We start from the raw sequence: 18,925 nt of genomic DNA, 5'->3' as shown, positions 1-18,925 counted from the left end.
ATATTTACCATGTTATCTAAAAAAGGGGGATGACTTCGTGAGTCATCCCCCTTTTTAATTACTGCTGCAGGCCTTGATATTGCTTAATCAGCTCTTGAAAACTTTTTGGGGAGTTTATTACCAGTATCTTTGAACCTATCGGAATAAGGGGATACAGCTTTTCGATATCCTGGTTCCTCATCCGGATACAGCCTGAGGAAACGCTTGTCCCCACAAGCCAGGGCTGGTTTGTGCCATGGACTCCGTATTCTCTCCCATCCGTCCCTCTTGCATTAAAGCCGATCCATCTGGTTCCAAGCGGATTGCGCGGGTCTCCGCCGGGTATATCTTTCTTCCTGTAATAAGGGTTCACAGCTTTTACTATGATCGTAAATAACCCTTCCGGCGTCAATTCCTTCGTCTTGCCGGTCGCCACCTTGTAGACCTGCTGTATTCTTCCGTCTTTCACGTATGCGAGCTGATGCGACTTTTTGTTTACAATAATAAATGGCTTAGTTTGTGCATGCACAGTTGGGGCTAAAAAACCGAAGGCCAAAACGACAACCAGAATATACTTTGATAACTTCACGAAAATCGCCACCTAAGCTTTTTCCTTAGTCTTCTCCTGAAGTTTTGGTTTAATTCTCGTTTTATGTGTCGGAAACCCCCGGGATGCATCCTTGATGGCCAGATACCCTTCAAGCTCCTTCACAAGCTGAAGCAGCGCCGCCCGGATCTCGAATTCCTCCCTTGTCTTAGGAAGCTCCATTTCCCTGAAATCCCGCCGCAGCTCCTCAAGCTTATCAATATAAACATAGGCAGTATTATAAGGATGAATATGATCACTCAGCTCCTCAATAAAATCCGCCACCTTATGTCCCTGATCAATGGCTGACGGGATAGAAGAAACGAGCGGCAGCATCCTTTCAATGATATCGAACTGTTTGTCGCGCATTTTAAAATAGGAATAAAAGATGTCTTCATTCCTCAGCACACGGTTTTCCACCTCTTTAAGCGCAAGCGATTTAGCCTCTGACAAAAGGCGGGTCGTTTCTGTAATCTCCCCCCCTGTCCAAAGATTTTCATTTGTCCTTAGATAGACGACAATCTCCTTGAAGATCACCTCAAAGTTCTTCTCCACTTCCTCCTGGTATTTCATCAATTGGTTATCCACACTCGGCATATAGAGATTCATAATCAAGGCTACACCAATTCCAATGGAAATCAGGAGCACTTCGTTAACGGCCAGGCTCCAGGATGCGTGCTGTGAGGAATAAAAGTGAAGAATGATTACACTGCTCGTTACGATCCCTCCCTGCACGCCAAGCGCAACAGTCACCGGGATAAAGACTAAAAGCATAACACCGATCACAAGGGGATTGTAGCCAAATAATTCAAAGAATAACGAGGAAAAAGCCATCGCCAGAAGACAGGCAAGCATCCGGTCCCATGATGTACGGAGGGACCTCTTTCTTGTAACCTGTATACATAGAATGGTCAAAATCCCTGCCGAAGCAAAATTATTCAAACCGGCCAGCTGAGCAATAAAGATGGCCAAGCCGGTTCCGACTGCTGTTTTCAAGGTTCTGTATCCAATTCTCAAGCTTTTCAATCTCCCATATTTGTATTTAACCCATCATACCAGTAAAAGGAGGTGAAATTACAGTAAATCGCGCAGATTTTTAAGTTCTATCCTAGCGGTATGGGCGATTCTTTTATTTTTCTTCTCGGTGATAAAATAGGGCGGGAAGTAAAACCTGAATGACTCCATCAGATTCAAATTAAAAGCCCCGAAGAGACTAATAAGGAGCAATGCTCAGAGAGAGTATTAGCTTATTACTTCTTCGCGGCTGTCCCGTTGCCATTCATGTGTATGAGTTAATATTAAAGGAATATAACTACATATGAAAACAGAAAATTAGTACCATATTATTCTATTAAATGCATAACCCAAATATATTCCGTCTACCTTTTTGTTTAAATAGGTGAAGTGCAATTCAATATTGTTTTCACGATCTACATATCCAATTTCATATATTTTTTGTTCTCTGTCTGTATAAATGAAGTAATCTTGTCCGTAGGCTTTCTTAACTTCTTCAATAGAGGCTCCTACTTTTATTCCTTTTTTAGTTGAGTACTTTTTATTTTCTCCTGTAGATACATATAAAATCTCCGACGATGGTTTGTGGATTCCAAGTTCAAAATACTTGTTGTAATATTGATCGTAATTCCGCTCATACTCGTCATTTTCAGGGCGTGGTTTAAAAGGATTGCCAGCATGAAGGAGTTCGACATCTTTCATATACACACCTATCTTGATTCCACCAATGGATTCACTGGAAAGATCAGTTGATTTAACTTTCTTCATTGCTTCTTCATGTTCAATATAATTGCAACCAGTAACAGAAAAAAACACCAATAAAATTAGAAGTAAAAGTCTGAAACCAGGTATTTTCCTTACTGGTAATAATGTTTTCATAAGAATATTATCACCACTATTTCCAATCTTATTTACTTTCTGCCGATTATCTAACCTGGCGATAAGTAATTAATTGCAGTTTTTACGGAGTTCATCAATTATCTTTAAGATTAGCCTGTCAAATTGGTTTCATGAAGTCCTTTTTAGTTGGAGACATGATACTGGTCATTTTCTAAAGAATCAGCTGCAATAATATATTATGTCTTCTAGTTTGAATACCCTCTTTTTAACTTTAGTAATGAAAAAAAGCCAAAACTATGCAACTCTGTATAAAAAAACTAAAAAGCTGTATAGTTCGGTTCTAAGGTTTTTATACGTTCTAGAAAATTAGCTTTTCGTTACGTTAACAGAGCCTTTCTAATTAAAAATTATAGGAAAACAAAATGTAACGAAAGCTGCCCAAAGTCCGTATACCGGCAAATACTTAGTAACGGCATCTTGGATAGTTGAAGGTCCGGATTTGTTTTGTAGAAAACGCATATAGGAGAGCATAATCCAAATTAGATTTGCCCAAATAAGTATGTTTACTCCTAAAACAGCAAGTCTGTTAGGCGTAATTCCGTAAGAAGAAAGTCTGAACACGATGGCTGACAAAGCCACACTGTCAATGATAAGCGTAAGAACAATTAAGGAAAAATTTATGTGATCTGAAATGTTCTTTTTCTCGTCTGAGTCACTCTCGATAATGGAAAATATGGTAACGGCCAATACACCAAGAAGTATTCCGTTGAAGGCTATCAAGAAATTGCGGTCCAAGAATGGATTTTTCCCGACCCATATAACCGTTATAAGATAGACCATCAATGTGACCAGGACAAGAGGACTAAAAATTTTAGCTAAATATGGTGTAATATTCTTAGCAAGTTTAAGATTCATTGATACCAGATATGCAGCCACAATAGCGAGAGCGGCAGCACCAAATAAAACGACATTACTAAAATAGAGGTCTTCTATATCCAAGCCAACAAAGCTAAATAACTTCATGGTTAATGCTGCTAGTACCATTCCGCTTACTGCCATGCTGGCGTAGAGAATACCATATTCCAAATTAAATTTAATATAGGCTAATCTTGCACTGCCTTTTGAATATTCATTCCCTGTAAATGCAAGTCCCACCAATACCCATAAGAATATGGGAAGGTGTAAATAAGCAAGGATAATACTGTCATTATAATTTAATGGCAGCATATTAAGATAAAACCCGGAAATTAGGAACAACGCTGCAAGGGAATAAATAACACTTTTTTTCGGAGTATTATTGTAAACAAAATAGGCAGCAATAAAGGGAATTATACCAAAAGCCAGGTTAATTGGAGCAATTGCTTCTTGTTCGACAAAATGCCAAATGATCCTGGTGCTCATCCCGGCCAGAATGGCTAAAATGCCCATGAATAAGAAACCTTTTTGAAGCAAGGAAGATTTTTCTGCATTTGCCGTCTCCTTGAAATGCAATCTTTCATACCAAACACCAAGAACCTGAGAATCAGGATTTTTTTCCAATGCGTATGGGAATGACTTTTTAAAAGCTTTCGGGTCTTTTCTATACATTCTCTCCAGCTCATGAGGGTTAGCGATATTTTCAATAATCAAATTGTTAATGTCCATAGTTACACTTCCTCTAATAATTGTTATATTAAGTTCCCTCCACAATGTTTAACGGTAATCGTCACTTTTATATTCTAAAATATCTCCAGGCTGACATTCTAAAGCCTTACAAATTGACTCTAAAGTGGATAATCGAATCGCCTTTGCCTTTCCATTTTTCAATATAGAAAGGTTCGCCATTGTTATTCCAACCTTCTCCGAAAGTTCTGTTACGCTCATTTTCCTTTTTGCCAACATCACATCAATATTGATAATAATTGCCATTGTTATTCACCTCAGACCGTTAAATCATTTTCTGATTTAATATTAATTGCTTCTTGTAAAAGTTTTTGGAGAACAGCCGCAAAGACTGCAATAACCATCGAAGCAAAAGGAACAACTAGTCCGACAAAGATAACCCCTGGTGAGTCATCTACTTCCGCAAAGATATAGAAGAGCGGCCAAACTAACACATGCAAAATACTGATTGTGATGGCAGAGTATTTGATTTTCTTTAAAGCTTTTACAGATAAATTGGAGAAAGCTTTATTTTTGTCAATATAGCGTAAGAGTTTGAATGCCTGATACAAAGCAAAGTAAAAAGGTATCGCCGATGCATCAAAAGCGATGAAAACGAGATATTTTATAAAAGCAAACCCTGGAAGTAATTTTACTGCAATATTCGCCATCTCAGGCACCAAAAAGATGCACAGAGCAAGAACTGGGACTCCTAAAAGAATAACAGCTATTTTTAAAAACAACGTTGTTACTTTTACCATAAAAAGCACCTCACTTATTTGTACTGATTTTGATTTTAATATGTATTTTATCGTTTATCAATAATTTTTTATTAAATTAAACAACATTTTTATTGTATGTTATTTATTTTAAGCAAAAATAAAAAGCATTCCTTATTCAATGAAATGCTCTATAACTTTAAACCATTAAATTTATAACTTGTATAGCTAACCTGCTCTTTAGTTGAACAACCGAAAAAAGCTGACGAAATAGCCATCCGATTTTCAACTAACGCAGCCTATTGCTTAAGTACGTAGTTTACAAACTTCAAACTCATTTTCAATTATTCAGGAATGCTGCCTGTTTGTTCAATAGAGTAAAAGGCATCCCTTCATTAAGGAATGCCACCGTTAGCTTAAGCACATAGACTTACAATCTTCCTCGGAGTTAAAATCTTTTCAATAAGGTTTGGTTTCTTTGGATGTGATATAACCTTTGCAGTCGAAGGACGTTCTGAAAAAGCCATTACTATTATCAATTTCATCATCGATAAAGGGGAAAAAGTCATTACCATGGGCGGGTCATATTGAACTGTCCAGATTTTATAGGCATTCATAAACAATGCCAATACGGCAGTTAATACAAGGTCGCTGCTATTAAAGTTAGTTAATGCCTGCAGTGGAAATCCACTTCCTTATACAATAGTCAACCATATATGCGAAAAGAGCCTTTCATCAATAATTTAAAAAAGTCGCAATTCCAAGATGAGAAATATAATTGCGGCTGCCAAGATCTTCACGCAGCCTTTTAGGGTTGAGTTTAGATGAACCATAGCTATCTTTATACGTACAGCTTCCAATGTTAATCTCAACAGGCTCCGGATGCCTCAGCATATTCTGTTTATACTCATCGAATGCATGCTGATTTGGCACCGCGTAAATTTCTATAACGTCTCCCATTTTCAAGTACTTTTCTACATATGTCAGAAATAATCGGTTTCCGAGTCCATGAACTTGATAAACATACGGCATGGTAAACAGTTCCTCTATTTTTCGCACCCAGTACTCATCAAGTTCCCACACAGTGAAAAAGACAGCATCTTCCTCCCGTTCAAATATTCGTCGATTGTTATATTCTTCAATTTCCTCAGGGATTAAAAAAGGTTTGGAAGAAGCTAAAAATGCGATTTCTGTCATGGTTCACCCTCCTGATTGGGCTTAATTTAAAGATATGGACCCCTGCGGCATCGCCGCTATCGTGTAAGAAACTCATCGGCTAAAATACTAGTTCATTTATGTTCAATATGATAGTGAATCTCTAAAAAGGGAACACCAAAAATCTTCATCTTATGGTGCGCCGCCAGAACGCCTGCTTGTTTCTCCTCAATCTGAAAACGTTCGGACAATGGCAGCCGGAACAGGCTGCTGCCCACCGCAAGATATATGCCAGGGTCACCTTCTCCGCTGCTTGAGAGAATAAGGGATTTGTCCTTTTCTTCAAGCTCCAGGATGCCGATCATGGTTGAAAAAGGCAGCGGAAGGGCAATGTTCATATATACTTTCCCTGCCGTTTCATGGTGCGAATAAATTGCCGTGAACACGGTCTGATTCCTGACCTTCCTTATCCAGGCTCTCGGGCGGTACCTGCCATCTACTAATGAATCAACAGCTTTGATTTCTCCCGTCATTTCACTCGTTCTTCCTGATAAAGGCAGGTTCAATTGCTGGATCTGTCTGCTGATGAGCTTATAAATGACAGCAAATGGTTTAAACCATGGTGTCCATTTTACGCTGGCAAATAAGCGGTATTGATCGGTGCTTTCATAAAAATGGGTGATGGTCCGGGGCAATACAGAGGTATCCACAAATAGAGCCATGTCATCCACCAGTCCCTGGACAGGGCTTCCTGTCTGTGTCAGCATTCCCCTGACTCTGCTTACTGGAAAAGACCAGTTTACAAGCCTTGCCGGAGGGACCGCGATACTCCAGCCTAAAACCCCGAACAGCCCAAAACAGACACAATTTACAAACCCATGGAAAGCAAGCATAAAATCAATACTGACTTTGTATCCACCAAGACTGCCCCCGGCTGCATACAGCATGGAAAATAAAATCGTGACGCCGACCGCACTGTAGGACAGACGGATGAATACACCCTGCAGACGGGCAGCAAATTTTGTCCGATATGCGAGGATTATTAAGCTGTATAGGGCAAAGATGTATACCAGGACTGAAAGCAATTCCAGTATCGGCCAAAACGTAATGCCGATGGCAACAAGCATCGGTCCTGCCAGGATGAGAGGAACAATCCCCCGGTAAAGCTTCGAATCGTGCAAGCGGCCAAAAAGTCCCAGCGAGACGGGAAGCAAAAACGCAGAGTAATGAAAATGAATGGCAGTCAGCCAGGTAATCAGCGGACTGAAGCCTGTTTCAATCCGAGCGGTATAAACGAAGAACCAAAGACCACCTATAAATAAGTACATCATTCCCAGATCAATCGAGAATTCCGCCAGATTCACAAAGCCCCGGTTCAAAAAGCGGCGCAGCCCGGACATTGCCACCGTTAAGGTAAATACCAGATAGACGGCAGCACACACAATCTTCCATGGATCAGTTGAAAAGAAATGCCACAAGGCAATGGAAATCATCCCAATCCATATAAACAGGGTATATCTCCTATCCATTACAATGATCTGCCTCAGCACCAGCGGTACGAAAACGAGCTGTGCAGCAGTCAGCATGAGCAGATAGGGGGAATCGGCCGCAAGGCTTGCTGCAAGGAAAAGGAGGAACCCGGCTAATATCGTAGAGTTAAAGAGATTTCGCCTTAAACACTCCTTCATAAGCCATCAGCCTCCCTGCTATGCGGTTTTGAATGTCGACTTTGATTGTATATACCTGCTTCTCGTCGTCATAGCCTTCCTCCACCGTTACAGCGCCCATCAGCTGCCGTGGAATCGGGACTTCCATTCTGCCTGCCACAAATCGCTGCGATCCAGAGCAAATTTGAAGGTGCCCTTCCTCTGTTACCGCAAAGAGCAAATCGGAATAAAAGAAGCTGGGTTCCCCCAGGTAATCCTTCACAAACCCCCGCTTGTGATCCAAGGTCATGAAAGCATTAAAATGGCGTGTAACATGGGGAAAAAAGAAAGAACGCTCCCAATAGATCTCTTCTCCGCCCTGCGGCAATGACCGGCAGGTATTTCTGATAGAAAACGGTACATCCTCCCCTTGTTCTGGAAAAAGAAATTTCCATCGGGCCGCAAGAGTCAAAAAGGGCTTCATCCACTTAGGGCCGGTTCTGATGACCGACATAATTCCCTCCGCATAAAACGGCTCATCGATTGAAATGGCATAGCGGGCTTGAAGTCTGGGATGAAGCCTCCCAAAGTCTTTTCCTAAGATACTGCGATAAATCGACACTATTAATCTTCCTTTCTACGGCGTTTACAACTGGATGCGGAAGGTAAATCTGCGGATACAAAAAAGCCGATGATGGAAAGTATCCATAAACTCATATTGAAGGAAACGGGATTGAACGGGTGAAAAGCAATGGATGGCTCAGCAGCAATCGATGCAAATGTCAATGCCGGAAAAATAACCATCTGAAGAGCCATAAGATGTTTCTTTTTGCGATAAAACAACCAAAGCAGAGCAAAAAGCATTTCAAGAAAACCAATGATCATCACAGCCTGTATGGCGGAGTCTCCGAGGATGGCAGATAAACCGCTTAACATAGAAACCTCTGCCGGATGATTTTCAATGATCTTTGGAACTAGGCCCTGGTAAAACCAGACAAAGAAGAAGAGCGCGGAAATTAAGGCGCTGATAAAAAAACGCAGATATTGTGAGCGGGGAGCTTCCCCTTTTTCCATCCATCGTTTCAGCACATCAAAGCTTAGAGCCGTCGCCCAGCCCATCAGCGGGCGGAAAAGTAAATCCAGCAGCCGCCCTATTATTCCGTAACGCACATCATAGTCATATTGGGTAAGGAAGGTGCTGCCCTCTTCTGCCGGAACGTACCTCCAATACCCTCTGCCTTCCCGGATAGGGGATATCTTTTGATCGGTGCCAAAATGAAGGGAAGAGCTTCGTGAACCATCCTTTTTGTCATATGTACCCATGCTTTTTCCCCAGCCGGAAACCTTGAGGCCAAATCCTATTTTCGTTTCATATAGAAATGATTGTGGCTCATCTTCACTTTCTTTTGTCAGATAAGTTATGGAGGAAAAACGCAGGTCCCATTGTTCATGGAGTTTGGGATCCTGACTCCTATCCCATACCTCTTCAATTTCAGCCTTCATTGGAATTTCTACATAAATGGGTTTTGCTTTCATAGACGGCACTTCCTTATTAGTTACTCAGTGAAGTTAACGTAAGACGCTTTGACTGTATTCTATCTCTCAATAACCGAAATGATGGACTCAAAGAGCTATCTGTCAGATGTTCTCTGTAAACAATACATGTTTATTATGAGTTATACGATAAATTTACACAATCAGCCAAGTATATTATCATATATAAACTTCAAAATTTACAATAAAAACAAGCATGTGTTTCCTGCTCGCAGCCCATGCATGGAAAGAAACTAGACAAGAGCAGGACAAACATAATAAGGCGGTGGAGCGGAGCAAGGCGCAGGCAGGAATACCAGAAAGATAGGTTATGTTCACACCCTCTTGCAGGAAGCCTCATAGTACATGCAGTTCCGCCGCTTTTCCACAAAAAAAGCCGTCAATGGACAGCTGCAGCTTTTACCGGCTAGTATTCTTATGCGAGGTAGAAATGAGACATGATCAGAATAAAATTAACAACTATCCTCTTCAACATCATAGCGGCACCATCCTGTTTCAGAATATCCTGCTAATAATCCGAACAGCTTTAATGTAACATGACTTTGTTGAGGAGATATTAAGCTGGTTTAAATGTTATTGAAAGGAATGATGGACGGGCTATAGCTCCCGCTCTTTTGTTGGAAATGCTTCCTGTTTGGACACACGTATGATGCCCTCGTTGAAGTATTTTTTGAAGTATTTCTCTACAGCCCAATGGATATTATCTCGATACCATTCAGAAAGCTCATATTCTGAGAATAATTGCGGCATACCGAGTCTCATAGAGCGTTTGCCCATCGCTCCATCTCCTATATTCAGTGTATCGATCCAGATATGATCGACTATCCCTGCGAGCAATTCCGGAAAAGCGGGTGTGAATGGCAGGACAGGCGAGATGGCTGCCTGTGTGGATAGGCCGGCATCATGGATTTCCTTTAGTGCCTTGAGCCGCAGCCTGATCCCTGGTGCTTTTGGGGCAAAGATCCGCTTGATATCTTCCCGGTCGGTTTCAATGGTCATCGATACTACTACTCTGCATTTCTCAGCAAGCTGAACCAGCAAATCGATATCCCTTGCCACAAGCGGGCTCCTTGTCTGAATTTGGAGAAAATCCGGCGGATTATCAATCATTTCCTTCAAGATGCCGCGGGTTATCTGTGCATCCCGTTCCAGCGGCTGATAGGGGTCGGTTGCGGAAGACATGAAGATATTCACTGGCTTTTGTTTTTTGCGAAGCGACACGAGTTCCTTCCGATAATTTTCAGCAGCATTCCTTTTAATGTCTACCCAGTCACCCCAGGGTATTTCCTTGAACTTTTGGATCGGCATTTCCCGGACATAGCAATAGCTGCAGGAGAAGGCACACCCGCTATAAGGATTCAAAGAATGGGTAAAGCCCACATCAAGATACCCCTTTGCCTCTGTCAGGACTTTCTTTGAACATATATCCTTTATCTCCATTCTCTTTCTCACTCCTTTGTCCGGATTCTTTTTTTCAAAAGTAATTTCTTGTGGAGCGTAAGCCTTGCCAGCTCTGTTAAAGAAGCACACCTCCCCTGCTACCTGCGCAGAATTCTAATTGGGATATTTTTGTATATAAGTAATCACTTTAATATGATAAAATTCAAGGAAGATGGACTATGTCTATATTCCGCTAACTTAATGGGGTGTATTTTTGGAAATAACGAATTTAAAAGAAATTGGACACATTAAAGGCCTCACCGAAGGTCATATACTATATTTCTTCGAAAACCAGGATAAGTATCTCTCCAATATCGTGGATTTCGTTTTATCTGGATTGGAACGAAATCAATATACGATCATCATAGAAAATGACCGGATTGCCCCCTTAATCCAAAGCAGATTAAAATCGCTATTGGATTCAGACTCTCTTAATAAGGTGAAAATCGTTAATAATTTCGATTTTTATTATGCAAAGGGAGATTTCAGTTCAAATTCTATCTTTGAATTTTTCCCAAGCCTCTTTGAAGATGGTTCATCCCCCGGTTCTGTTGTCCGCAGCTGGGCTCATATTGAGTGGCGCGATGAAAATGGTGTTTCCAGGAAATTAACTCAGTCTGAAAGTGATGCTGACAGCATCGTGAACAAGGCCAGGCTTCTTTCTGTCTGCGCCTATGATTCTAATAGAGTGAGCGAGGAACTGAAAATGGGCCTGTTTGGCACGCACCAACTCCTGCTAAGTGATGAAAACAATCATCAAGTAAACTGATTGGATCTTCAGATATTAATAGAAATCAGGCTCATCTTTAGCAGATGGTCCATTTTATATTCTTGGATTTTCAAGTTTTCGAAAACCGCTTCCCGGGCTAAAAAAGTCAGGATGATTCTCATGCATCAATCTTCATCTTAAACACTTCGGAAAATTGAGCATAGTGCGTAAGGTGATAATCGGCTGCACCTTCTTCGTTTTGAAACAGACATGCCGGGATCCCTAATTCTTTTGCAGGCAATACATCAAGAAGCCTGTCACCGATCACAAGATCTATATGATGCTTCCTGTGGAGATAAGCATAAGATGCGGCATCCGGCTTTCTTGGAAAACCATCATCAATCGTTACCATGTCGGCAAAGTATTTCTCCCAGCCATAATGTTTAAGGATGGCTGTCACCCCAGCCCTGCTTTTGTGGGTCATGATAACATTCTTATCCGCCTGCTTTAATATTTTTTCCACACTTTCAAAGGGTTTCATATCATGAGGGGATATCAATTGATTCAACCGTTTCATCTCGCTGATCTGGTCTTCAGACAGCTGAAAATAATGGATTGCATGTGAAAAGGAAATTTTCAATTGTGCCAGGATGTCTCTTTCATCCGCTGCTTCTCCCAAAACCTGCTTCATCACTTTTGTATATGCTGGATAGGTATCAAATAAAGTTCCGTCAAAATCCCATAAAATGTTCAAGCTTCCTACCTTCAATCCTCTTTATTTCGTTAAGACTCCCAGGATTATTTTATCACAGGCTGTGCCGTAGAGCACGATCCCAATATAGCAAGTCAGTGGAAATGCAGCCGGCTCTTTCTTAAAGCCGGCCGCATTGGAATTGTTCATTACTCCAAGGACAGAGCTGGCCGTTTAATACAGCTAATTCAGGAAATCCCGAGCCGTATCTCTTCTTCTCCAAAAGCAGCGGTTTCCATATCATCGGTGCTTGAGAAATATATGTGATTTAAAATTACACTGCTGCGGAGCAATTCCTCATGATTCCTGATTATTTGCAGGATGGCAGGAGAGCAGGAAATATAAAGGTCGATTCTCTTTTCTACAGGCAGGTTGTATTTTTTCCGCAGATCCTGTATAAACCGGATTACATCCCTTACCTGACCTTCCTGCTTTAATTCTTCACTGATATGGATGTCCATGATAACTGTAAAGTCACCGTTGGAAGCGTAAGCGGAACCAGGCAGTGAAGCGGTTTTTTGGACAGCCACATCCTCTGTTTCCAGGGTGATGCGGGTAGAGTCCTCCAGTTCAAAAGTAAGCGATCCAGCGGTAATCAATTGACTGGCTTCATCTGCACCTGCTCGGTTGAGCAGGGCATTCACTTCATTCACTGCCCTGCCAAGCTTCGGTCCTGCCGATTTAAAATTCAGCTTTAATTTATAGGCGATATATTCACTCGATGAATCTGCCCATTCAATTTCTTTTATGTTCAATTCATCCTTGATGATCTCTTCAAAAGGCTTGAATGAGTTTACATGGAGGTTTGTCACGATCACCATTTTCGCCAGAGGCTGTTTGGTCTTTATCCGCCTGGCGTGGCGGATGCTCCTGCCTAATTCGACGATTTCCATTGCTGCCCCCATCCGATCTTCCAATTCTTCATCAATCAGCCCGGTCTGGACCTCAGGATAATCTGAAAGATGGACGCTGTCTCCTTGAAGGTCATGATACACTTCCTCTGAAATAAAGGGGACAAATGGAGCAAGCAATCTTGCTGTGTCCCGCAGCAGCGTAAAAAGGGTCTGGAAAGCCGCCATTTTATCGTCAGTCATGCCCTTGCCCCAGAAACGGCCCCTGTTTCTCCGGATATACCAGTTGCTTATTTCTTCAATAAAAGCTCCGCCTAATCTGGCAGCGCTGGTTACCTGATAGTCCTCCATTTCTTCTTTCATCCGCTTGATGGTCGTATTCAGCCTGGATAAAATCCACCTGTCCATAAGTGTATAGGAATCACTGGAATGTCTTTCGGGATCAAATGCATCGAGTTCTGCATAAAGAGTATAAAAATGATGCATGCTCGACAGCGTATCAACCAGCTTTGATCTTGCTTCCTTGACATTACGTGGAGAGAATTTCTTCGGATTCCATGGCGCACTGTCCGCCACAAGCGCCCATCTGAGTGCATCAGCACCATACTCCTGCATCAGTTCCACTGGATCCAGGGCATTTCCTTTGCTTTTGGACATCTTCTGGCCATGTTCATCCAATACATGTCCAGTCGCTAGTACATTTTTATATGGAGCCTGCCCTGTATAAAGCATAGATACCGCCAGCAATGAATAAAACCAGCCTCTTGTCTGGTCAATTCCCTCCACGATGACATCCGCGGGGAATTGTTTTTGGAACAATTCAGCATTCTCAAAAGGCGCATGATATTGAGCGAATGGCATGGAGCCGCTGTCAAACCAGACATCGATCACTTCGGGAGTCCTCTGCATGGTCCCATCGCAGGACGGGCAGGCAAGTTCGATTTCATCCACATAGGGCTTATGGAGTTCAGGGTCCCTGACATTCCCTTTTGCTCTTGAACTTAATTCTTTGATGCTTTTTGGGGAGACTTCTTTCTTGCAGGAAGAACAAACCCAAACGTTAAGCGGAGTGCCCCAATACCGGTTCCTGCTTATATTCCAGTCAACCAGGCCTTCCAGGAAGTTCCCAAACCGGCCGTTTTTTATATGCTCCGGATACCAATTCACCCCTTGGTTTTCTGAAATAAACTCTTCTTTTAAGGCAGTGGTTTTGATGAACCAGCTCTCTGTTGCATAATAGAGCAGGGCCGTATCGCACCGCCAGCAGTGCGGATAGGTATGTTCGTATTTCTCCTTATGATAAAGAAGTCCTTTATCGTGAAGCAATTTTACTATATCTACATCGCTCTCCTTGACCGGCTGTCCGGCCAAAGGGGTGACGGCGTCCATATATCTGCCCCTGTCGTCAACAAGATTGATGAAGGACAGTCCATTTTCCTGGACCAGGCGGTAATCATCTTCCCCATATGCCGGCGCAATATGAACAATGCCTGTTCCGCTGTCTTCCGTCACAAAGTCTCCGCCAATGATTCTGTGTCCATTATCCACTTTCGCAAAATCAAAAGGCGGTTCATATGACAGTCCTATAAGGTCCTTCCCCTTCATAACGTCCAGGACGGTGAATGGTTCCTTAAGCACCTTTTCTGCCAGGGCATGGGATACGATGTATACTTCTTCGCCGCACCGGACCTTCACATAGTCAAAGTCAGGATTCACGGCAAGGGCAACATTTGCCGGCAGTGTCCAGGGGGTAGTCGTCCAGCCGAGGACATAGACCCCTTCAGCAGCTTTTAGCCTGAATTTTACCGTAGCGGTCAAATCTTTGACATCCTTATAGCCTTGAGCGACTTCATGGGAGCTAAGGGAAGTCTGGCAGCTCGGACAGTAAGGCGATACCCGGTGTCCCTTGTACAGCCAGCCCTTCTCATGGATTGTCCCGAGTATATGCCAGATAGATTCGATATAGTCATTGTCCATGGTCATATAAGGATGATCCATATCCACCCAGTAACCCAGATTCCTTGTGAACTCCCTCCATTGTTTTTCATATGAGAACACACTTTCCTTGCATTTTTGAACGAATGATTCGACACCATATGCTTCTATTTCCTGTTTCCCTGAAATACCGAGTGCTTTTTCCACACCCAATTCAACCGGCAGTCCATGAGTATCCCATCCGGCTTTCCTGATCACCTGCCTGCCCCCCATCGTATGGTACCTGGCGATGATATCCTTGATTGTCCGTCCCAGGGCATGCCCTGCATGAGGCAGCCCATTGGCAGTGGGAGGACCTTCATAAAAGACAAACGGAATTCCACTGTCTCTGTTACTGACTGATTTCTGGAAGATCTGTTCCTGCTCCCAATACTCCAATATCCTTCTTTCGCGCATGCTTCCAGCTTCTTTTTCCTTTTCTGCCATTGTAGGCCGCCTCCTAGATATAATTCTCTGTTACATTATTGAATCACTGTTAAATCATTCAGCGATGAACAGAGCTAAAAAAAAACACCCGTCCCTGTAAAAGGGACGAGTGTATTACCCGCGTTACCACCCAAATTCTGCCGCAAGCCTGCAGCAGCACTTATCAACGTACCATCATACGCGTTCCTTTTAACGGTGGACCTCCGTCAGCGCTTACTGTGTTTCAGCCCTGCATCTCAGAGATGATTTTTCCGGAAAAATTCCCTCACTGGCTCTCACCATACCCAGTTCGCTGTATAAGTTCGTTTATCCATACTTGTTCTCTTCATAGATTTTCATGGAATAATTTGGTTTATAATACCACTTTTTATTTCATTTTAGCAAGCATTTATTTTTGCCTCATGATATTTATATGATTCCCATTGGCGGCCGGTGCCCGCGGGAAATGATCAGAGCACTCCCCGCCCCTCAAGATTCGATCAGGTCGGTATCAGGCGGAATGTATCCAAGCTGCCTCCCGATCTTCACAATCTGCCCTTTATGATGGAATTCATGTGTTGCGGTATGTGTAAAAAGCCATAAGGCGGTGGGTTTAAAGATGCTCCCGTCCCTCAAGTGCATAGACACGGTCTGCTCCCAGGATCCTTTAAATGCATCGAGAAAATCGTGTACAAGGCTGTCCGTCTCCCGGAAAACCTCCCGCATGGCTGCCACCGTGCCAGTCTGCTCCGGCACGAAATAGGGAATCTTCCTGCCGAGGGCACGTTCACCCAGCCAAATCCGGTAGCAATTGGCGGTATGGACGTGCAGGCTGCGGATGGAATCACCGCCGAAGGATTCGAGCTCTGTGACATAATGCTCCTGGGACATCTCTTCACAATACCTGAATAGTGTTTCCCTTGTCCGCTGGATCCAGTCATACTGAATCTTGAATAGTTCCATAAAAACCGCTCCTCCCATATTCTCTGTTATTTTTGAAATTCGACATTCAGGAAGGAAAACCTCTAAATTATTACACAAATAAGCTGCAAAGACTATTTCATCTTTGCAGCCAGTTCGGTGTATTGAAACATGGGTTATCTAAAGTACTTTCTCCAGGAAGTTCTTCGCCCTTTCTGTTTTTGGGCTTGAGAAGAATTCGGCGGGGTTCGCGTCTTCTACAAGGACTCCTTCATCGAGGAAGAGCACCCGGTCGGCTACCTCACGGGCAAAGCCCATTTCATGCGTTACGATGGCCATCGTCATGCCGGTATGGGCTAGAGACTTCATGACATCCAATACTTCCTTGACCATTTCAGGGTCCAGTGCAGAGGTTGGTTCATCAAAAAGCATAACTTCAGGATCCATGGCCAAAGCACGGGCAATTGCCACCCTCTGTTTCTGGCCGCCAGAAAGTTTACTGGGATAGACACCCGCTTTCTCAGCGAGCCCCACTCTTCCAAGGAGCTCCATTCCTTTTTCTTCAGCCTGCTTTTTTGAGAGTTTCTTGACTTTCATTGGTGCATATGTCAGGTTCTCGAGTACCGTTTTGTGCGGGAACAGGTGAAAATGCTGAAACACCATCCCGACATTGGACCGGACCTTCAGGATGTTTGTCTTTTTACTGGTGACGTCTTCGTCCTTGATCCAGATGCTTCCCTGTGTCGGCTGCTCCAGCAGATTGATGCAGCGAAGGAGGGTCGATTTCCCCGATCCGGATGGACCGATGATCGCAACAACCTCTCCATCACTGATCTTGGTATCTATTCCTTTTAAAACCTCGAGCTTCCCGAAGTTTTTATGGAGATTTTCTATATTAATCACTGCGTCTCATTCTCCTTTCCACAAGCTTGCCTGCAATGGTCAGGATCATGACCATTACATAATAGATCATGCCCGCGAGCAGGATGGGTTCAAAGAACCGGTAAGTTTGTCCACCCACGATATAAGCCCTTCTCATAATATCATTTAACCCGATGAGGGTGACAACTGCCGATTCTTTTGTAAGAGTGATCATCTCGTTCATCAAAGCGGGCAGGATGTTCTTCATGGCCTGCGGAAGGATGATATCAAGCATCATTTTCCGGTATGGCACACCCAGGGCCATCGCCGCCTCTTTCTGGCCTTTATCGATTGCCAGTATGCCCGCCCGGATGATTTCGGATATATAGGCAGCGGAATTCAGGCCAAAGGACAGGAACGCTGCGGTGAACGGGGAAATCTGCCCCCCGAACACCTGCGGCGACCCAAAATAAATAAGCATCAGCTGCAGGATAAGCGGGGTGCCCCGGAAAATCGAGGTGTAAAAGTCCGCAATCCAGTTCAGCGGCTTAACGGAGCTGATCTTCAGCAGGGATAAAATAATCCCGAGTACAAATCCGAGGATAGCAGCCAAAACTACTACTTTCAAAGTGACCGTAATACCCTCCAATATGTAGGGAAGGGATTCAATGACACGGCTAAAATCAAGATTCAATTTATTCAATCCTTCCTGATGGTTTTGCCAAACCGGTAAAACCGGTAAAAAAGGAATGACTTTTTAAGAGCCATTCCTTTTTGAATGATGAAAGCCCGAGTTTACTTAGCGTTATCGAACCATTTTATAATCAGCTTATCAAGTTCTCCATTTTCTTTCATTTTCTTCAGTTCAGCGTTGAATTCTTTAGTCAGCTTGCTGTCTTTCGGAAATGCGATCGCAGAACCGGCTTCGCCTTCAACATTAAGTTCATGGCTTACTAAATTTTTATCGTTCTTCATATAGCCTTTTGCAACTGTATCTTCAATGATGGCAGCATCATAGCGTCCAGCCGATATTTCCTGGATAAGTTCAGGAATCCGGCTGCGGCTTTCAACCTTCATGTCTATCTTATCTTTTTTCTTGATATCATTGGCGATTCCTTCCTGGATAGATCCAAGCTGGACTCCTACATTCTTGCCTTTCAAGTCTTCCTTTGTTTTAATTCCGCTGTCTTTCTTTGTGATGATCAAATGTTTCGCAGAATAATAGACATCACTGAAATCCACACTTTCCTTACGCTCCTTGGTTGGAGTCATGCCGGCAAGGACAAAGTCTACCTGCTTGTTCTGCAGCGACGTCACAAGGCCGTTGAACTCCATATCCTGGATTTCCATCTTGTAGCCGAGGTTTTTAGTGATGGCTTTTGCGATATCCACATCAAATCCGATGATTTCGTCACTCTTCGCCGTATCAATGTACTCGAATGGCCGATAATCAGCCGATGTTCCCATCTTTAACGTTTTTTCTTTTCCTTCCCCGCTGCTGCCGCTGGTATCTTCGGACGAGCCGCAGGCTGCAAGGATCCCCGTTAATAATAAAATAGCAAAAGAAACTGACAACCACTTCTTCACTAAATATTCCCCCTAAAATAGTAATCTGAAAATTAACATAAGTCAGTTTTCATTAATTATGAACTATATCACCATAATTTACAAGTGAAATCAACGGATAATATATATGCAATATCATGTATTTTAACACAATCTTTTAAGATTGAAAACTATTAATTTTGCTTATTTACAGCCCTATAAATTATTATTTTAAAATATATACATAATATTTATGCACCAATATACAAGCTCATATAATGTTTTTACAGCATAACTTTAGCTGGAAACATAA

At 42.7% G+C, this 18,925-nt stretch carries 18 protein-coding genes and 1 other annotated feature; of the genes, 1 reads left to right on the top strand and 17 read right to left on the bottom strand.

Translation table 11 applies throughout. The features are described from left to right. Nucleotides 1-58: 58 nt before the first annotated feature. From V1498_RS07410 to V1498_RS07360, 11 genes are all read right to left on the bottom strand, one after another. On the bottom strand, nucleotides 59-550 hold the full coding sequence (locus V1498_RS07410) for a L,D-transpeptidase (RefSeq protein WP_409299199.1): 492 nt from the start codon (nucleotides 548-550) through the stop codon (nucleotides 59-61). Nucleotides 551-580: 30 nt separating this feature from the next. Then, a complete protein-coding gene (locus V1498_RS07405) occupies nucleotides 581-1,582 on the bottom strand; it encodes an aromatic acid exporter family protein (protein ID WP_409297910.1) in 1,002 nt (333 codons plus the stop codon). Between the two features lie 315 nt (nucleotides 1,583-1,897). Further along, nucleotides 1,898-2,458 carry a hypothetical protein gene (locus V1498_RS07400; RefSeq protein WP_409297908.1) on the bottom strand — a complete coding sequence of 187 codons (561 nt, stop codon included), beginning with the start codon at nucleotides 2,456-2,458 and terminating at the stop codon, nucleotides 1,898-1,900. Between the two features lie 357 nt (nucleotides 2,459-2,815). Continuing rightward, nucleotides 2,816-4,063 (bottom strand): DUF4153 domain-containing protein, encoded by a 1,248-nt coding sequence (locus V1498_RS07395; protein ID WP_409297906.1) that lies wholly within the window; start codon nucleotides 4,061-4,063, stop codon nucleotides 2,816-2,818. A gap of 48 nt (nucleotides 4,064-4,111) precedes the next feature. Then, nucleotides 4,112-4,327 carry a helix-turn-helix domain-containing protein gene (locus V1498_RS07390; protein ID WP_409297905.1) on the bottom strand — a complete coding sequence of 72 codons (216 nt, stop codon included), beginning with the start codon at nucleotides 4,325-4,327 and terminating at the stop codon, nucleotides 4,112-4,114. A gap of 11 nt (nucleotides 4,328-4,338) precedes the next feature. Further along, nucleotides 4,339-4,821 carry a DUF2975 domain-containing protein gene (locus V1498_RS07385; RefSeq protein ID WP_409297904.1) on the bottom strand — a complete coding sequence of 161 codons (483 nt, stop codon included), beginning with the start codon at nucleotides 4,819-4,821 and terminating at the stop codon, nucleotides 4,339-4,341. Nucleotides 4,822-5,514: 693 nt separating this feature from the next. Next, nucleotides 5,515-5,976 (bottom strand): hypothetical protein, encoded by a 462-nt coding sequence (locus tag V1498_RS07380; protein WP_409297903.1) that lies wholly within the window; start codon nucleotides 5,974-5,976, stop codon nucleotides 5,515-5,517. A gap of 92 nt (nucleotides 5,977-6,068) precedes the next feature. Beyond that, nucleotides 6,069-7,622: a YndJ family protein gene (locus V1498_RS07375; RefSeq protein ID WP_409297902.1), complete on the bottom strand. Its 1,554-nt coding sequence runs from the start codon at nucleotides 7,620-7,622 to the stop codon at nucleotides 6,069-6,071. Beyond that, the gene (locus V1498_RS07370; RefSeq protein WP_409297900.1) at nucleotides 7,591-8,202 is read right to left on the bottom strand and encodes a DUF4166 domain-containing protein; all 612 of its coding nucleotides are present in this window, start codon (nucleotides 8,200-8,202) and stop codon (nucleotides 7,591-7,593) included. Before V1498_RS07370 ends, V1498_RS07375 begins: the two co-directional genes overlap by 32 nt. Nucleotides 8,203-8,204: 2 nt before the next feature. Then, nucleotides 8,205-9,116, bottom strand: a complete 912-nt coding sequence (locus V1498_RS07365; protein ID WP_409297898.1) for a DoxX-like family protein — start codon at nucleotides 9,114-9,116, stop codon at nucleotides 8,205-8,207. A gap of 615 nt (nucleotides 9,117-9,731) precedes the next feature. Further along, a complete protein-coding gene (locus V1498_RS07360) occupies nucleotides 9,732-10,574 on the bottom strand; it encodes a radical SAM protein (RefSeq protein ID WP_409297896.1) in 843 nt (280 codons plus the stop codon). A 214-nt stretch (nucleotides 10,575-10,788) separates the two neighbouring features. On the opposite strand from V1498_RS07360, the gene V1498_RS07355 reads away from it, so the two are divergent. Beyond that, nucleotides 10,789-11,343, top strand: coding sequence for an MEDS domain-containing protein (locus V1498_RS07355; RefSeq protein ID WP_409297894.1), 555 nt, complete (start codon nucleotides 10,789-10,791; stop codon nucleotides 11,341-11,343). Between the two features lie 118 nt (nucleotides 11,344-11,461). On the opposite strand, the gene V1498_RS07350 is transcribed toward V1498_RS07355, so the two are convergent. The 6 genes from V1498_RS07350 to V1498_RS07325 form a co-directional block, all read right to left on the bottom strand. Beyond that, nucleotides 11,462-12,037 (bottom strand): HAD-IA family hydrolase, encoded by a 576-nt coding sequence (locus tag V1498_RS07350; protein WP_409297892.1) that lies wholly within the window; start codon nucleotides 12,035-12,037, stop codon nucleotides 11,462-11,464. A gap of 185 nt (nucleotides 12,038-12,222) precedes the next feature. After that, the gene (ileS, locus tag V1498_RS07345) at nucleotides 12,223-15,276 is read right to left on the bottom strand and encodes an isoleucine--tRNA ligase (protein ID WP_409299197.1); all 3,054 of its coding nucleotides are present in this window, start codon (nucleotides 15,274-15,276) and stop codon (nucleotides 12,223-12,225) included. 128 nt (nucleotides 15,277-15,404) lie between these two features. Then, nucleotides 15,405-15,644 (bottom strand) — a binding site (T-box leader). A 130-nt stretch (nucleotides 15,645-15,774) separates the two neighbouring features. Next, nucleotides 15,775-16,248: a DinB family protein gene (locus tag V1498_RS07340; RefSeq protein WP_409297891.1), complete on the bottom strand. Its 474-nt coding sequence runs from the start codon at nucleotides 16,246-16,248 to the stop codon at nucleotides 15,775-15,777. Between the two features lie 138 nt (nucleotides 16,249-16,386). Continuing rightward, nucleotides 16,387-17,109: an amino acid ABC transporter ATP-binding protein gene (locus V1498_RS07335; protein WP_409297889.1), complete on the bottom strand. Its 723-nt coding sequence runs from the start codon at nucleotides 17,107-17,109 to the stop codon at nucleotides 16,387-16,389. Continuing rightward, nucleotides 17,102-17,761, bottom strand: a complete 660-nt coding sequence (locus V1498_RS07330; RefSeq protein ID WP_409297888.1) for an amino acid ABC transporter permease — start codon at nucleotides 17,759-17,761, stop codon at nucleotides 17,102-17,104. The genes V1498_RS07335 and V1498_RS07330 overlap by 8 nt, the downstream gene beginning before the upstream one ends. 101 nt (nucleotides 17,762-17,862) lie before the next feature. Continuing rightward, nucleotides 17,863-18,654 (bottom strand): transporter substrate-binding domain-containing protein, encoded by a 792-nt coding sequence (locus V1498_RS07325; RefSeq protein WP_409297886.1) that lies wholly within the window; start codon nucleotides 18,652-18,654, stop codon nucleotides 17,863-17,865. Between the last annotated feature and the right edge of the window lie 271 nt (nucleotides 18,655-18,925).

Origin of the sequence: Paraperibacillus marinus, from assembly GCF_046237605.1 — a bacterium.
In the GTDB taxonomy this organism is placed as follows: Bacteria; Bacillota; Bacilli; order Bacillales; family DSM-1321; genus Paraperibacillus; species Paraperibacillus marinus.
Note: the sequence above shows the minus strand (reverse complement) of the source record. Positions and strands in the feature narration are given on the sequence as shown.

What these genes read in the sequence shown, in the direction of transcription:
- V1498_RS07400 (WP_409297908.1), bottom strand. Translation starts at nt 2,458, where the DNA reads ATGAAAACATTATTACCAGTAAGGAAAATACCTGGTTTCAGACTTTTA.
- V1498_RS07395 (WP_409297906.1), bottom strand. Translation starts at nt 4,063, where the DNA reads ATGGACATTAACAATTTGATTATTGAAAATATCGCTAACCCTCATGAG.
- V1498_RS07390 (WP_409297905.1), bottom strand. Translation starts at nt 4,327, where the DNA reads ATGGCAATTATTATCAATATTGATGTGATGTTGGCAAAAAGGAAAATG.
- V1498_RS07385 (WP_409297904.1), bottom strand. Translation starts at nt 4,821, where the DNA reads ATGGTAAAAGTAACAACGTTGTTTTTAAAAATAGCTGTTATTCTTTTA.
- V1498_RS07380 (WP_409297903.1), bottom strand. Translation starts at nt 5,976, where the DNA reads ATGACAGAAATCGCATTTTTAGCTTCTTCCAAACCTTTTTTAATCCCT.
- V1498_RS07375 (WP_409297902.1), bottom strand. Translation starts at nt 7,622, where the DNA reads ATGAAGGAGTGTTTAAGGCGAAATCTCTTTAACTCTACGATATTAGCC.
- V1498_RS07365 (WP_409297898.1), bottom strand. Translation starts at nt 9,116, where the DNA reads ATGAAAGCAAAACCCATTTATGTAGAAATTCCAATGAAGGCTGAAATT.
- V1498_RS07360 (WP_409297896.1), bottom strand. Translation starts at nt 10,574, where the DNA reads ATGGAGATAAAGGATATATGTTCAAAGAAAGTCCTGACAGAGGCAAAG.
- ileS (WP_409299197.1), bottom strand. Translation starts at nt 15,276, where the DNA reads ATGCGCGAAAGAAGGATATTGGAGTATTGGGAGCAGGAACAGATCTTC.
- V1498_RS07340 (WP_409297891.1), bottom strand. Translation starts at nt 16,248, where the DNA reads ATGGAACTATTCAAGATTCAGTATGACTGGATCCAGCGGACAAGGGAA.